General features: G+C 36.0%; 15 protein-coding genes and 1 pseudogene. 4 read left to right on the top strand and 12 right to left on the bottom strand.

Translation table 11 applies throughout. The features are described from left to right. Window positions 1-27 precede the first annotated feature (27 nt). A complete protein-coding gene (locus CVD27_RS03470; RefSeq protein ID WP_101646493.1) occupies window positions 28-891 on the bottom strand; it encodes an aldo/keto reductase in 864 nt (287 codons plus the stop codon). A gap of 43 nt (window positions 892-934) precedes the next feature. After that, on the bottom strand, window positions 935-1,690 hold the full coding sequence (locus CVD27_RS03465) for a carboxymuconolactone decarboxylase family protein (protein WP_101646492.1): 756 nt from the start codon (window positions 1,688-1,690) through the stop codon (window positions 935-937). A gap of 211 nt (window positions 1,691-1,901) precedes the next feature. On the opposite strand from CVD27_RS03465, the gene CVD27_RS03460 reads away from it, so the two are divergent. After that, window positions 1,902-2,450, top strand: a complete 549-nt coding sequence (locus CVD27_RS03460) for a TetR/AcrR family transcriptional regulator (RefSeq protein WP_101646491.1) — start codon at window positions 1,902-1,904, stop codon at window positions 2,448-2,450. 104 nt (window positions 2,451-2,554) lie between these two features. On the opposite strand, the gene CVD27_RS03455 is transcribed toward CVD27_RS03460, so the two are convergent. The 5 genes from CVD27_RS03455 to CVD27_RS29035 all read right to left on the bottom strand — a co-directional run bounded on the left by CVD27_RS03455 (window position 2,555) and on the right by CVD27_RS29035 (window position 5,691). After that, window positions 2,555-4,249 carry a chloride channel protein gene (locus CVD27_RS03455; RefSeq protein ID WP_101646490.1) on the bottom strand — a complete coding sequence of 565 codons (1,695 nt, stop codon included), beginning with the start codon at window positions 4,247-4,249 and terminating at the stop codon, window positions 2,555-2,557. Window positions 4,250-4,343: 94 nt separating this feature from the next. After that, window positions 4,344-4,586, bottom strand: coding sequence for a DUF1259 domain-containing protein (locus tag CVD27_RS28620; protein ID WP_257984250.1), 243 nt, complete (start codon window positions 4,584-4,586; stop codon window positions 4,344-4,346). Continuing rightward, window positions 4,587-4,742 (bottom strand): hypothetical protein, encoded by a 156-nt coding sequence (locus CVD27_RS28615; protein WP_257984249.1) that lies wholly within the window; start codon window positions 4,740-4,742, stop codon window positions 4,587-4,589. A 402-nt stretch (window positions 4,743-5,144) separates the two neighbouring features. Continuing rightward, window positions 5,145-5,405 carry an ATP-binding protein gene (locus tag CVD27_RS03445; RefSeq protein ID WP_101646489.1) on the bottom strand — a complete coding sequence of 87 codons (261 nt, stop codon included), beginning with the start codon at window positions 5,403-5,405 and terminating at the stop codon, window positions 5,145-5,147. A 16-nt stretch (window positions 5,406-5,421) separates the two neighbouring features. After that, the gene (locus CVD27_RS29035; protein WP_445375982.1) at window positions 5,422-5,691 is read right to left on the bottom strand and encodes a hypothetical protein; all 270 of its coding nucleotides are present in this window, start codon (window positions 5,689-5,691) and stop codon (window positions 5,422-5,424) included. Window positions 5,692-6,139: 448 nt separating this feature from the next. Here CVD27_RS29035 and CVD27_RS03435 point away from each other — a divergent pair, with 448 nt between their 5' ends. Next, window positions 6,140-6,628 (top strand): Ger(x)C family spore germination C-terminal domain-containing protein, encoded by a 489-nt coding sequence (locus CVD27_RS03435; protein WP_101646488.1) that lies wholly within the window; start codon window positions 6,140-6,142, stop codon window positions 6,626-6,628. Between the two features lie 394 nt (window positions 6,629-7,022). On the opposite strand, the gene CVD27_RS03430 is transcribed toward CVD27_RS03435, so the two are convergent. Further along, window positions 7,023-7,751 carry a ZIP family metal transporter gene (locus tag CVD27_RS03430; RefSeq protein ID WP_101646487.1) on the bottom strand — a complete coding sequence of 243 codons (729 nt, stop codon included), beginning with the start codon at window positions 7,749-7,751 and terminating at the stop codon, window positions 7,023-7,025. Between the two features lie 375 nt (window positions 7,752-8,126). On the opposite strand from CVD27_RS03430, the gene CVD27_RS03425 reads away from it, so the two are divergent. Beyond that, the gene (locus CVD27_RS03425; RefSeq protein ID WP_101646486.1) at window positions 8,127-8,672 is read left to right on the top strand and encodes a TetR/AcrR family transcriptional regulator; all 546 of its coding nucleotides are present in this window, start codon (window positions 8,127-8,129) and stop codon (window positions 8,670-8,672) included. 108 nt (window positions 8,673-8,780) lie between these two features. On the opposite strand, the gene CVD27_RS03420 is transcribed toward CVD27_RS03425, so the two are convergent. Continuing rightward, complete coding sequence (locus CVD27_RS03420) at window positions 8,781-9,785, bottom strand: aldo/keto reductase (RefSeq protein WP_101646485.1); 1,005 nt, start codon at window positions 9,783-9,785, stop codon at window positions 8,781-8,783. A 228-nt stretch (window positions 9,786-10,013) separates the two neighbouring features. Here CVD27_RS03420 and CVD27_RS03415 point away from each other — a divergent pair. Further along, window positions 10,014-10,139: pseudogene (locus tag CVD27_RS03415) on the top strand (TetR/AcrR family transcriptional regulator); the annotation flags it as partial. A 107-nt stretch (window positions 10,140-10,246) separates the two neighbouring features. Here the strand turns inward: CVD27_RS03415 and CVD27_RS03410 are convergent. From CVD27_RS03410 to purU, 3 genes are all read right to left on the bottom strand, one after another. Then, entirely contained in the window at window positions 10,247-10,909 is a 663-nt protein-coding gene (locus tag CVD27_RS03410) for a hypothetical protein (RefSeq protein WP_101646484.1), read from the bottom strand. 88 nt (window positions 10,910-10,997) lie between these two features. After that, window positions 10,998-12,053 carry an acyltransferase family protein gene (locus tag CVD27_RS03405; protein WP_101646483.1) on the bottom strand — a complete coding sequence of 352 codons (1,056 nt, stop codon included), beginning with the start codon at window positions 12,051-12,053 and terminating at the stop codon, window positions 10,998-11,000. 219 nt (window positions 12,054-12,272) lie between these two features. After that, window positions 12,273-13,172 (bottom strand): formyltetrahydrofolate deformylase, encoded by a 900-nt coding sequence (purU, locus tag CVD27_RS03400; RefSeq protein WP_101646651.1) that lies wholly within the window; start codon window positions 13,170-13,172, stop codon window positions 12,273-12,275. Window positions 13,173-13,205 lie beyond the last annotated feature (33 nt).

Here is a 13,205-nt window from a genome sequence, read left to right as displayed (position 1 = left end):
TCTGTCCGTCCTCCATACATTACCTAATTATTTTAATTTTCCGCCAAATACCGGGAAGAAGCTATGCTCACCGTAATTCTGGATGTGCTCTACATTCTTCAAAGTCTCCATATCTGCATCTAGAATAGCAAAATCTAGATCAGCATTGTTTCTCATGTGATCTGGATTTGAGGTCTTAGGAATTACTACAAGACCAAGCTGGATATCATAACGAAGACAAAGCTGAGCAATAGATACTCCATACTTATCAGCTATTACCTTAACTCCTGCATTATCCAGAACTGCACCGTGCGCAATTGGTGAATATGCCTCTACAAGAATGTCATTCTTCTGGCAGAATTCAATGAGTACCAAAGGAGTATTGCTCACATGTGCCAAAATCTGATTTACCATAGGCTTGATCTCACAGCTTGCAAGAATATTCTCTACATCATCCTGTAGGAAGTTAGAAAGACCGATTGCCTTTACCTTGCCAGCCTTATAAGCATCCTCCAAAGATTTCCATACCTCTTTGTTTTCCTCGAAGTAACGGTTCTCCTCACGGAACTCCATCCAAGGCTGTGGGCTGTGGATAATCAGAAGATCAATGTAATCCAGTCCCATCTTTGCTAAAGATTCATCAATGGACTGCATAGCTGCATCATAGGTCTTTGCTTCTGCAGCAACCTTAGTCGTGATGAAAAGTTCTTCTCTAGCGACACCGCAGGAACGGATGCCTTCGCCTACACCAGCTTCATTCTTATAAGCCTGAGCAGTATCAATATGACGATATCCGATCAATACCGCATCGCTCACTGCCTGTGCTGCTAGTACATCGTCAAGCAGCCAGGTGCCAAGACCTAATTTTGGAATTTCTACACCATTTGATAATTTGTAAGTTTCGTTAAACATGCTTTTGTCTCCTTTGCAATGTTATATATTTTTTTCTACTTTCTTAATTTTTAGGAATAATTTCATTAACGCAAGCTAACGCGTTCAGAGTTCTCGGAAAGCCCATATATGGAAGGCTATGGGTGATAGCGGTAATCAATGTTTCCTTGTCATTTCCCACATTTAGATTTCCCTGCACATGTGCCTTCACTTGGCCTTCAGCACCACCAAGGCAACTTACGATGCAGAGTGTCAGCAATTCTCGTGTTTTCAAATCGAGTCCGTCACGAGTGTAGAAATCTCCGAAGCAAAAAGCAGAAAGGTATTCCTGAATATGCTTTTGATTTGATGGGGCACTCTCTTGCATTTTTGCGATTGTCTCACCAAAAATCTCTACTTGAGTTGCAAATCCCTTGTCAAACCGATTTTCTTCATCAACCTGCTTTTGGCTTTCAATTGGTAATGCAATATTCTTCGCTTTAAAAACCTCATTGACTTCATTGATGGCGTTTAAAGTTTTGGGAAATCCAATGTACGGAGCACATTGGTAGACTGCTTCTTTTATTTCTACTGGTGTCAGCCCGACATTTAGAGCCGCAACAACGTGTGCCTTGAGCTGTGGCAACGTCTGATTGGTAGCAAGCACTACGAGTGTTATAAGTTCACGTTGCTTGTTATCCAAATTACCTTGATAGAAAACTTCTCCAAAAATAAAGCGGCTAAGAATGTCCTGAAAATCAGGATCAGTAGCGTATGCGGCAGGGACTCCATTTCCAAAAAGCTGTCTGTATTTTTCTTTGCTCTTTTCAACACGGTCCATAAATAAGCCTCCTATTAGAAGATGGTTGATTTTTATTAAAGTAGCTGCACTTGATGCCTATAAAAATTAATATTGATTGATTAATCAACACCTGTTTATAATTATAAAAAAGCCCTTCATACTTTCAATGGTTAAATTAACGCAAATCGTTGATTACTCAACAAATCAATTAAAATTGTTGATTATCTTTAGAAAAAGTTGGTGAATGTAAATGTCTAAAGTAGATAGAAGAATAGCCAAAAGCCAAGTGGCTATAAAAAAGGCAGTAACTGAACTGATGTCTGAAAAAAGTTTTGACGACATTACCATTCAGGATATTGCAGATAGAGCTGATGTTAATCGAGGGACCATTTATCTTCATTACTCGGATAAATACGACCTCCTAGATAAGATGATTGAAGAACATATAGACAATCTCCGAGAACTATGCCAATCGGCATCTGAGATGACTTTTCAGGAAGGAAATTATGTTTGGTACGAATACTTTGAGCATAATTATTTGTTTTTTTCAACGATGTTAGCGAGTAAAGGTGCACCATATTTTCGTAGTCGTTTTCTTGATTTAGTCGTATCAGAGTTTAAACCAGAAGTGGATATAACAGGAGGAAAAAACAAAGGATTAAAAGAAGAAGTGATTCTTCAATTTTTTGGCTCAGCGGTGGTTGGAGCAGTGGAATGGTGGTTCAAGAATGGAATGCCATTGTCAGCTCACGTCATGGCTGAACAAACGGGGGCATTGTTGGATAGGAACCTAGAATAAATGAACAATCAATTGTAAAAACTGCCCTAAATTGTAAGGGCAGTTTATTTTCTTTTCCAAAATCTGTACATTAAGAAAAGATTCAATGAATGAGTAAGTAGAATTTATTCTTTGTAGCATTTTATAATATCTGAACTCCCGATTACACCAATTTGATTATAATTCTTATCAATTACTAAAAGGTAATTCAGACCTAATTGATTCATTATTTTACTTGCTTCACTAAGTGTTGCTTTCGATGAAACATGACCAATTTTCTTTGGTAGTATACTTAGGATCAGACCATTGCCATGGTTGCATCGAAGCTCTTCAAGTATTTGTGCTTTTGAAACACTCCCCAATAAATTTTCTTCCTTATCACGTACAGTTGCAAACCATTCATCACTATTTTCAAACTTTGTGTAAGCTTGTTCTAATGTCATAGTATCTTGGAGACATAGTTTTTCTGGGTGAATGGCCTCTTCTACAAGAAAAGAAGATAGGCGATCTGTTGTCCGCTTTCGAATAATATCAAATCCTCGTTTCATTAACTTCATGGTATAAATACTTTCTCGATTTATTCTCGTAGAAACCGTGGTTGCAATGACTGTTGCAAGCATTAAAGGTAAAATAAGCTGGTAATTTCCAGTCATTTCAAATAACATTATCATTGCAGTGATAGGGGCATGAGCAGATCCAGCAAAAACAGTAGACATGCCGACTGCTGCAAATACACCCTCACTAATTTGCATACTTGGGAACAACATTTGAAATATTAAACCAACGGCCCCACCGAGCATGGCACCCTGATACAAACCAGGAGCAAATACTCCTCCTGATCCTCCTGAGGCAATTGTAATGGAGGTAATAAATAATTTTAATACCATTAGAATTAAAAGCATTCTTAAGTCAAAGTGAGCCATTAATGCCTTTTCAACTGAAGGATAACCAACTCCAAGAACTTGTGGAAAAAAGAATCCAAGGGTACCAATAATAATTCCACCAGTCGCAGGTTTGATCCATTCTGGAAGAGACTTTATCCTATCCCATAAATTTTCAAAAAAAACCAACGTCCTAGCATAGGCGGCTCCGTATAATCCGCCAATAATGCCAAGGACAGCAAATAATAATAAAATAAGAATTCCAGATACATGGTAGTGTGGGATGGGAAAAGAAGCCGTATTGCCAAAATAATCACGTCCAATTTCTGCAGATAGAACTGAAGAGATCACAATCGCACTCACATTGGCCATTGAGAAATTTCCTAATATTACTTCGAAAGCAAAAAGTGCACCACCGATGGGAGCATTAAAAGTTGCTGCGATTCCTGAAGCGGCTCCGCATGCCACTAAGGTTTTTAAATGATGTTCTCTAATTCGCATAAACCTACCAAGAGTTGACCCCCAAGCTGCACCTATTTGAACAATTGGCCCCTCTCTTCCTACGGAACCTCCAGAACCAATCGTAATAGCTGAAGCAAGAGCCTTTATAACCACCACTCTGGGACGAATCGAACCTTTTTTTTTGGTTACAGCATACATCACTTCAGGAACACCATGCCCTTTTGCTTCCTTTGCAAAAAAGTGAACCAACAGTCCTACAATTAATCCGCCGATTATAGGAACAAATAGTGTTCTAACACCATGATAAGTACCGATTTCGTTCTGTATGCGCCCAAAAAATAAATAGGTAAAATAATTGATTAACCCTCGGAAACCAACTGCCCCATACCCTCCCCCAATCCCAATAATTGCTGCATAAATAAGCAGCGTTGTTTGTTCTGAAAGTGCTTTGCTCATCCGATGATTCAATGAGAACATTTATTAGATACCTCCAATCATCCATAAAAACATCACATGAGAAGCAAAAAGAAATATAAGTTTCCTTTTAATAAATTACGCAGCACTTAATTTATCATTTTAGGAATCTATAAGCTTCTGAAACTTTCCTGGCAAAGGAAAGAGGCTCTTCAATTGAAATATAGTGTGCATAAAGGAGATGCGGATTATCATACAACCAGTGATTATGCAAAGCAGATAAGATGATTCCGTTTTTTTGCAAGTGCCAAATAAATGGATATACTTCATCCTGAAGAAGAACAGTTTCACCTAAGTTTAAAGCTTTTCCATTTGGTTCTAAGGATTCGAAAGACCACATCTAATGAAGAGCTACACCAGAACGAGACGGTTTCCCAAATATATTTAAATTGATGTTTGAGCGATCTTTTTTTACAGAACATACTCCATGTTTTACATTCATTTCTCCACCAAGAATATGGGAATATTGTTGGCAAAGCATGCTATAGTCCTGCATAACTGAACCTCCATTGCTTTTTATCAGCCTATGCAACTATACGGTTAAACTTGATGAAATTTTGGTGAGAGAAACACTTCTAAGAGCTGATGAATATTCTAAAATAGAATTGTCCTATGTTCTAACACAAGTCTGTATCAATCGAATATTTCATCGTTTATTATTCGAAAAAAAATGTATAAAGTAATATGTGGGGAGAGATTTGTAAACGGAATGGACACGAACTGGAAATATCATTAATAAAGGGGTGGAATTAAGTTTTAATAATCAACCTATAAGGAAAAAAAACCAAGCCTAAAATATGCAATCTTTTTACACTTCTTGCGTATTTTGGCTCTTTTTATTCATAAAAGGGATTCCCGATATTTCAATACCTAAAATGAAAATGTTTTCTTTGGTTATTTAATACTTCGGAAGTTGTATCCAAAAGGTCGATCCTTTTCCAACTTCACTATGAATCTCTATACTTCCTCCATGATTATGTATTGTATGAAAAACCTGGGTTAATCCCATTCCTGTTCCTTCATTTTTTGTAGAATAGAAAGGTGTTCCTAACTGATTAATTTTATCCTCGGGAATACCAACTCCTGTATCCGTAATTTTAATATGTATAAAGTCCTCCTTCAGGAAATGTTCAACAAGGAGTTTTCCATTTCCTTTCATTGCTTCAACGGCATTTTTAAGCCTTTAATATTAAATTCTTTCGTCCAATAATGTTCTGTTCTTTATCATAGAAACGCTTTTCAATTTCAACCCTATAAAATTGATCCTTAAATAAGAATAGCAGTGACTCTAATTCGGAACATAAATTAAGGGATGTAGATGGTTCATTTTCTAATTCAGGTTTTGCAACGTGAAGTAAATTGTTTATCGTTGATAAAGCTTTCTCTAGTTCGCTAGATATAATGTCTAAATAATGATGATAGTGATTCTCTGATAATAATTGAATAAATCCTTTAACCGCGGTTAACGGATTCTTGATTTCATGAGCTAAACCAGTTGAGATTTCACCAATGGAGGATAGATTTTCAGCATTGTAACTCGACTCCTAAATCTCTTTTTTATTATTTTAATATTTTTGTTATATACTGTCATTCATTTTTTAAAGCTATTTTGGCGTAGGTTGTTGTTTTGGTTATAAGTTCGTCAAGCTGTCAGGGTTTAGGACTCCATGTATATGATTAATAATTTTAAAATTGGAAAAGAAGAATAGATAAACCACTGGGCAAAAAAGTTCTTCTTTTTATTCTTTCCGCCAATCCTAATGTTTACAGTGAAGATAAAGGAGGTTTTGAGGAGATGATAAAATATAAAAAACTAATTTGTATTTCCTTATTACCCATCCTTCTGACAGCTTGTTGGAATAAAAAAGAAGTTGAAGAAATGGCTTATGTGCTATGTTACTGGATAATACATCAGAAATTCAAGATATGTTTGTAACTTACCCAGATCCTCTAAATAAAAAATATAAAATAGGTGCAAGAATTAGAAAAAAAACGAACACAGAAGTAAAAATGACACGAAGAAATGGTCCACTCAAAATTGAGGTAAATGTTCCACTTGAATTAGAACTTATTTCTATTCCAAGCATGTTAGGATATGGAGACGACTTACAGAAACAAAAAAAATTAAAGCAAAGTATCGAAAGATTATTAGAAAACAGATTAAAAAAGTTAGTTGAAAAAACACAGAAAAAATTTAAGTCCGAACCTTTTTATTGGTCATTAGAAATCCGCCCATTGTTTAGTTCTGTAAAGGAATATGAAAAGTGGGATTGGACAAATAAAAATTTTCCTTTTGCTGATATAAATGTAAATGTGGATATTGAAATTATTGGATTCGGGAAACAAATAAAAGAGGAAGAAATGAAAAAGGTGCGAGATTAATGAAGATTATTATGTGGATTGTGGTATTTTTAGCTTCATTTTATAGTTTCGGCCATGCCTACTATTTAATAAAGGAAAAAAATAAGCTCGGTGCTGTTGGTACTATTTTTGTTGGAATTGTCATATTAATATGCCCTTTTTTTATAAGGATGAAATGAAAAAAATAAATTGACAAGAATATTGACTTACTATTCAAAAATTTACATTATGGTTTAAAAATGTGCAAAAGCCTGTAGAAATTTAATTGCCTTATTCTAAGGTATAAGCATCATTCAGACTTTTACAAAAGAAAGGGTGTTTTCCATTAAGGAAAAGCACCTCTTTTTTGCATATTTTTGTAAATTGAAGATTGTGTGCGAAACTTAATTGAAGAACCAATCTTTCTAATCATTGGTTAGGTAGAAAAATGATCCATAATCAGCGATACCAAGAGACCGAGCGCGGCAATCAATCCAGTTACTGTTCCGCTATCTTCATATGCTTCTGGCATCATTGTTGATGTGATCATAGCGATGATTCCACCACCTGCAAAGGCGGCAATTCCTGCCAATAGATATTCGGGAGCGTTTGATAGGAAAAAATACCCTCCCCAAGCACTAAAAGAAGAAACTACTAAAACCGCTATCCATAAAAGATAAATTTTTCTTTTCTTGTATCCGCTGTTTTTTAATCCAACCGTACTTGAAAGTCCTTCTGGAATGTTACTGAGAAAAATGGCTGCAACCAACAACCAGCTGACAGACTGCTTTTCCAAAAGACTGGCTCCTACCATGATGGATTCGGGTATCGCATCCATCACTGTTCCTATAAAGATGGCAATCCCTGCACCTTTTGTATTCTGAATGGATCTTTTTCGCTGATCCGCTCCTTTTTTAGAAACGAAAAAATTTAAAATAGTAAATATAACGGCACCCAAAGTGAATCCTGTGACAGTGGCCTGTAATCCTCCGTTGCGGATTGAATCCTCAAGCAATTCATATGATGCTGCACCAATCAATATTCCCGTACCAAATGCCATAATGTCTCCTATTATTCTTTTCTTTACAGGTAAATATAAAGCTGCAAGTGCGCCTAGGAAAACCGCAGAACCCGAAATAGCTCCCCACATGGCAGCATACCACATAGTAAAACTCCTCCTCCCCAAAAAGTTATCACTTATGTTTAAACTTAATCACTTCCTTTTAAACATTATATGGGAAAATAACACTTGCCATCTGATAACAGTAGGACTTAAACAGTTAAATTTGTGCTTTAAACTTTTCTTAATATATAGTGGCTGCTTTTTGTTAAAAGCCAAAGTAATAATAATAGCGGCTGCCGCAAAACGTGATAACTCTACTTATTTAAAATTAAATATTGATTCATTAATGAACAACTGTATATAATTGTAAACAGATATAGTATGCTTACAATTGTTAATTCAAAGCAATATGACTAGTAATGAACAAATCAATTAAAATTGTTCATTATCTTTTATGAAAGTTTGGTGAACCTTAAAATGCCTAAAGTAGATAGAAGAATAGCCAAAAGCCAAGAAGCCATAAAAAAATCCTTGATTGAGTTGATGTCTGAGAAAAATTTTGATGAAATTACCATTCAGGACATTTCCAATCACGCAAATGTTAGCAGAGGAACTATCTATCTTCATTACGTGGATAAGTTTGATTTACTAGATAAACTTATTGAGGAACATATTAACGAAATGGGGGAAATCTGCGAAACTACCTCTGAAATGGATTTCAAAGATGCGAATTTACCCTGGTTTGAATACCTTGAAAATAATTATTTATTCTTTTCAACCATGTTAGCAAGTAAGGGAGCTCCTTCTTTTCGTAGGCAATTCCATGAGTTTCTCATCGAAGAATTCAAGGATGAAGTTGATACATCACAAGGAAAGAACCATGAATTAAATGAAGATGTTCTTCTTCAATTTATTGTCACTTCATATGTTGGGATGGTGGAATGGTGGATCACGAATGGAATGCCATATCCACCTCAAGTCATGGCAGAACAAGTAGGAATGTTGTTAGAGAGGAATTTATAATTTTCTTCATCTGTGTCCAATAAAGCAGTAGGCACTTATTGATTAAAAAAATACACCATGAGCGGATTCCGCTACATATGGTGTATTTTTAATATCTATGAGTTACAATTACTTAGAACCTAAAGCACCAACCACAGGATGTGGAATATAAGGCTCTTCTAAATATGTAACTTCTTCATTGGTTAACTTAACCGATAGAGCACCCACGGAATCTTCAAGATGAGAAATTTTTGTAGCACCAATAATAGGAGCTGTGACTGGTTCCTTCTGCAATAACCAGGCAAGTGCAATTTGAGATCTTGGCACACTATGTTTTTCTGCCAATTCCGCAACTCGTTCCACGACAAAACGGTCGTTGTGTTCAGTTGCACCGTATTTAGATTTTTGGGTATCGTCCGTTTCAGAACGAAGAGTGTCTTCCGACCAATCACGGGTTAATCTACCTGATGCTAGAGGGCTGTATGGGATTACGCCGATTTTTTCCTCCTTACATAACGGTAGCATCTCCCGTTCCTCTTCACGGTAGATGAGGTTAAGATGATTTTGCATCGAAACAAATCTGGTCCACCCATTTTTCTCAGCCACATGGTTCGCCTTCAAAAACTGCCAGGCATACATGGCCGATGCGCCTATGTATCTTACCTTACCAGACTTCACTAGATCATGGAGTGCTTCCATAGTCTCTTCAATGGGTGTGTTGTAATCCCAGCGATGAATTTGGTACAGATCCACATAATCCGTTCCAAGGCGTTTAAGACTCTTGTCAATTTCGCTCATAATATGTTTTCGGGATAATCCTTTGCTGTTCGGACCTTTGCTGTTTAAATCTTTTCCCAATGGGAAATAAACCTTTGTTGCCATGACAATTTCATCTCGATTTGAAAAATCTTTAAGGGCACGACCGAGAAATTCTTCACTCGTTCCATCTGAGTAAACGTTCGCCGTATCAAAAAAATTGATACCTAACTCAAGAGCTTTTTTAATAACTGTACGACTGCTTTCCTCATCAACTACCCACGGATGCACCCAGCGTTCCTTTACTCCAAAACCCATACAACCTAGGCAAAGTCTAGATACATCTAATCCCGTGTTACCAAGTTTAGTATATTCCATTTGCCATTCCTCACTTTCCAAATGTTTTTAAGCTTTCATTCTTAGTATAAAAATAAACGTGAAACTTACAATTGTTAAATGAGTACGATTTGTTAATTAATGAACAAATCTATTAAAACTGTTCATTATGTGTCCATGCAAAAAAACGCCATCTTATTAAAGAAAAGCGCCCTTTATTTATTATTCAAGTGCTTTTTTATTAACTAGAATCTCACCAGCAGCTGTACGATTGATATTAAAACAGCCTCATTGGTGGGCATCATCATGTGGTGGATAAAGAAGGGGCTCCATTTTAGTTCAGATTATATTACAAATCAAATTTATTTACTGTACAGAGCTAAAGGAAATGACTAATTAAAAAAACGGGAATTCAAAAACCTGGAACAACAGATGACTTCTGTTGTTCCCATGGGTAACATGTATGCGGACAGCTCGTATAAATTGAATTTTCCTAATTTATATTATCCTTCTTTTGACCCTTTAAAGAAAAAATGCATTCCTCTTGCTTTTTGAGGAAACAGATCCAATTCCTTCACCTTATCTGCATGCTTGGTCATGATTTCATTGAAAAGCTCTTCCGCAGACTTATTTTTTGTGTCCATCCCCAACTTTTTTGCCGCTTGGAAGATCTTTTTATCCCGTACTTCATGGGCTACATCCCGAAGATCCTTTCCTTCCGTTGCAATCCCCAACTCTTTCGCCTCTTTTTTAATTTGGCTTTCATGAATTTCTCGGGCTACATCCCGAAGATCCTTTCCTTCTGTTGAAATCCCCAACTTTTTGGCCTCATTTTTTATTTGGGTTTCAAAGACCTCTTTTGCTAAGGAATCAAGATCTTTCCCTTTTGTACTAATCCCGAGTTCCTCTGCTCTCTTTTTAATCATGGCTTCTCTGACTTCTTTTGCAATGGTCTCTGTATCTTTGCCATCAGTTTTTATACCCAGTGATTCAGCCTGCTTTTTAATAAATTCAGGATTGTGCCTGAAGTGATCATGTCTATGTCCATGTGCCACAGAGGATGGATTTTGTTCATTTGGCTGTGTGGCTGCAAACACTTGGATGGGGCCCAAAATTCCAATCAATAAAGCAAAGGCAAAAAAATAATTCATCAGCATCTTTCTCATCTTGTAACTTCCTCCTAAAAAAAGGTTTTCGTTTTACAGATGGTAGGATGCCCATGAATTATTACCAAATTATGAACAAATTGTTAAATTAAAATGCATTCATTGAAAATCCCCTTGAACTCTTTCTCGTTGTTTTCCCCAACAGAAAAGGGAAATAGCGATTGATGAGATACACGGCTGGAATTAAAACCACTACGGTAATAAGTGTGTACAATAATCCTTCAACGATTGGATGCTTTAAAAGGGTGTCAAAATTCACAACCGAATTTTGAATCAATAAACCAAAGACAAAGAAGACGATCTTTTGATGTAAAGCTAGATAGATGAATGAATTCTTTCCAATATACTGGAGTACCTTATTTTTTTTCATTTGTTTAACTAATATAACAAAAGCTCCAATGCCGGAAAATGCCGATAGATAGAACAATGGAATATTTCCTAAGCTGCTACTATAAAAGTCGACTCTTTCTCCTGTAACGACATCATTAAGATAACCAGTAACGACATTTATGATGAACAAAAGAATAAAAGTTTGTATATGATTAAAAAGCTCAAAACCTCTATTGTATTCCCTGTATAAATAACCTGCACCATAAAATCCTATGCTAATCATCGCTACATCTATATTCCATGGCAATGGCTGGCCAACTATTTTATTATAAAGACATCCAAGAATGGAACTTATTATTAGAAGGAATCCGATGACCTTTTTGGTTCTGCCAATCTTTGCGATAAAGTAAAACAGTAATTCCGTACAAAATAGACAGGCTACAAACCATAAAGCACCCGTATGAACCGTCCATATCGATTTTCTTTCTGCAATGAAAGACCCCAGTAATGGAGTTAAGAGATTGTTTTCATAATTGACAAGTCCAAAATGAAATAATAATAAAAACCAAAGGTAGGCAATAAGTGAGAAGGACAAATACGGAAGAATTAATGATTTAGTCCTTCTTGTTAAAAATACTTTTAAGTTTGGGAACTTTTCTTTTTTATATAAATATCCAGATAGGAAAAAGAATAACGGCATATGGAAGGTATAAATATATGTTTTTAGTGGAGCTGGGATATCTGCATGCCCCAACATCACGAGCAGCATACCTAATCCCTTTCCTAAATCTAACCAATCTAGTCTCTTACTCATAGTTTTCCCTCTCTTCTATTAAAATTTGAGGTTGACTGTTTTGAAGATTCAAAATGAGCCTCAATAAACTATGTATAAGAGTATATAATGAAATTTTTAAGATAAACTTAATTTTACTTATATTTAATACGAAAAATATAATTGTTATTAATTATTAATACGATGAAAATAACCATAAAAACAGGCACCATTTGTATAGTGCCTGCCCCTTAACATTATTTAGAAAACAATGGTCTTATTTTGATGAATGATAATGCGGTCCTCGATATGCCATTTCACTGCCCGAGCCAGCACACTCCGTTCAATTCTCCGTCCAATCTTTTTAAGACTATCCACGTTATCATGATGCCCTACCCTGCTAATATCCTGTTCAATAATTGGTCCTTCATCAAGGTCATTGGTTACATAATGGGAAGTGGCACCAATTAATTTTACCCCGCGGTCAAAGGCGCGTTCATACGGTCTTGCCCCAACAAAGGCTGGTAAAAACGAATGGTGAATATTAATAATTTTATTTGGATTTTCCTTAATAAAGTTTGGCGTTAAAATCTGCATATAACGAGCCAATACTACGAAGTCAATCTCATACTCTTTTAACAGCTTAAGCTGTTCTGTTTCTGCCTGCTGACGAATTTCCTTGTTCGCTGGAACATAGAAAAACGGGATATTAAGTCCCTCAACAACCTCTCTAGCATTTTCATGATTACTTACCACCAGGGCAATGTCAGCCATTAAATCTCCACTTTGCCATTCCCATAAAAGTTCTAGCAAACAATGAAGCTCTTTAGATACAAAGATGGCAGCTTTCTTAATATTGTATACATGAGTAAATTTCCATTCCATAGAAAAATTCTCAGCTATTTCAGCAAACTGTTTTTCCATTTCTTTCGCTTTTTCCTTTAATCCAGGGCACTCAAATTCAATTCGAATGAAAAAAGTGCCTTCCTCGGGATTAGTGGAATACTGACTTGATTCAATAATATTGGCATTATGGGAGAATAAGAACCTTGAAATAGCTGAAACGATCCCTGGCTGGTCAGGACAGCTTACTAAAAGCCTGCCGCGATTCTTATTCTGTTCTTTAAATAATTCAATTTGGTCTTTTATAAATGCATTCATGTCTTTAAACCTCTCTATCTTGTTTGAAATATT

The sequence above is a fragment of the Neobacillus cucumis genome (assembly GCF_002860255.1).
Classification (GTDB): domain Bacteria; phylum Bacillota; class Bacilli; order Bacillales; family Cytobacillaceae; genus Neobacillus; species Neobacillus cucumis_A.
The sequence above is the reverse complement of the archived record's forward strand: the minus strand, read 5'-3'. Positions and strand labels throughout refer to the sequence as shown.

Excerpts from the sequence above, each read along its gene's own strand:
- CVD27_RS03425 (WP_101646486.1), top strand. The coding sequence starts at position 8,127 with ATGCCTAAAGTAGATAGAAGAATAGCCAAAAGCCAAGAAGCCATAAAA.
- CVD27_RS28615 (WP_257984249.1), bottom strand. The coding sequence starts at position 4,742 with ATGCAGGACTATAGCATGCTTTGCCAACAATATTCCCATATTCTTGGT.
- CVD27_RS03470 (WP_101646493.1), bottom strand. The coding sequence starts at position 891 with ATGTTTAACGAAACTTACAAATTATCAAATGGTGTAGAAATTCCAAAA.
- CVD27_RS03405 (WP_101646483.1), bottom strand. The coding sequence starts at position 12,053 with ATGAGTAAGAGACTAGATTGGTTAGATTTAGGAAAGGGATTAGGTATG.
- CVD27_RS03460 (WP_101646491.1), top strand. The coding sequence starts at position 1,902 with ATGTCTAAAGTAGATAGAAGAATAGCCAAAAGCCAAGTGGCTATAAAA.
- purU (WP_101646651.1), bottom strand. The coding sequence starts at position 13,172 with ATGAATGCATTTATAAAAGACCAAATTGAATTATTTAAAGAACAGAAT.
- CVD27_RS03445 (WP_101646489.1), bottom strand. The coding sequence starts at position 5,405 with ATGAAAGGAAATGGAAAACTCCTTGTTGAACATTTCCTGAAGGAGGAC.
- CVD27_RS03435 (WP_101646488.1), top strand. The coding sequence starts at position 6,140 with ATGTTACTGGATAATACATCAGAAATTCAAGATATGTTTGTAACTTAC.
- CVD27_RS03420 (WP_101646485.1), bottom strand. The coding sequence starts at position 9,785 with ATGGAATATACTAAACTTGGTAACACGGGATTAGATGTATCTAGACTT.
- CVD27_RS03430 (WP_101646487.1), bottom strand. The coding sequence starts at position 7,751 with ATGTGGTATGCTGCCATGTGGGGAGCTATTTCGGGTTCTGCGGTTTTC.
- CVD27_RS03410 (WP_101646484.1), bottom strand. The coding sequence starts at position 10,909 with ATGAGAAAGATGCTGATGAATTATTTTTTTGCCTTTGCTTTATTGATT.
- CVD27_RS03455 (WP_101646490.1), bottom strand. The coding sequence starts at position 4,249 with ATGTTCTCATTGAATCATCGGATGAGCAAAGCACTTTCAGAACAAACA.
- CVD27_RS28620 (WP_257984250.1), bottom strand. The coding sequence starts at position 4,586 with ATGTGGTCTTTCGAATCCTTAGAACCAAATGGAAAAGCTTTAAACTTA.
- CVD27_RS03465 (WP_101646492.1), bottom strand. The coding sequence starts at position 1,690 with ATGGACCGTGTTGAAAAGAGCAAAGAAAAATACAGACAGCTTTTTGGA.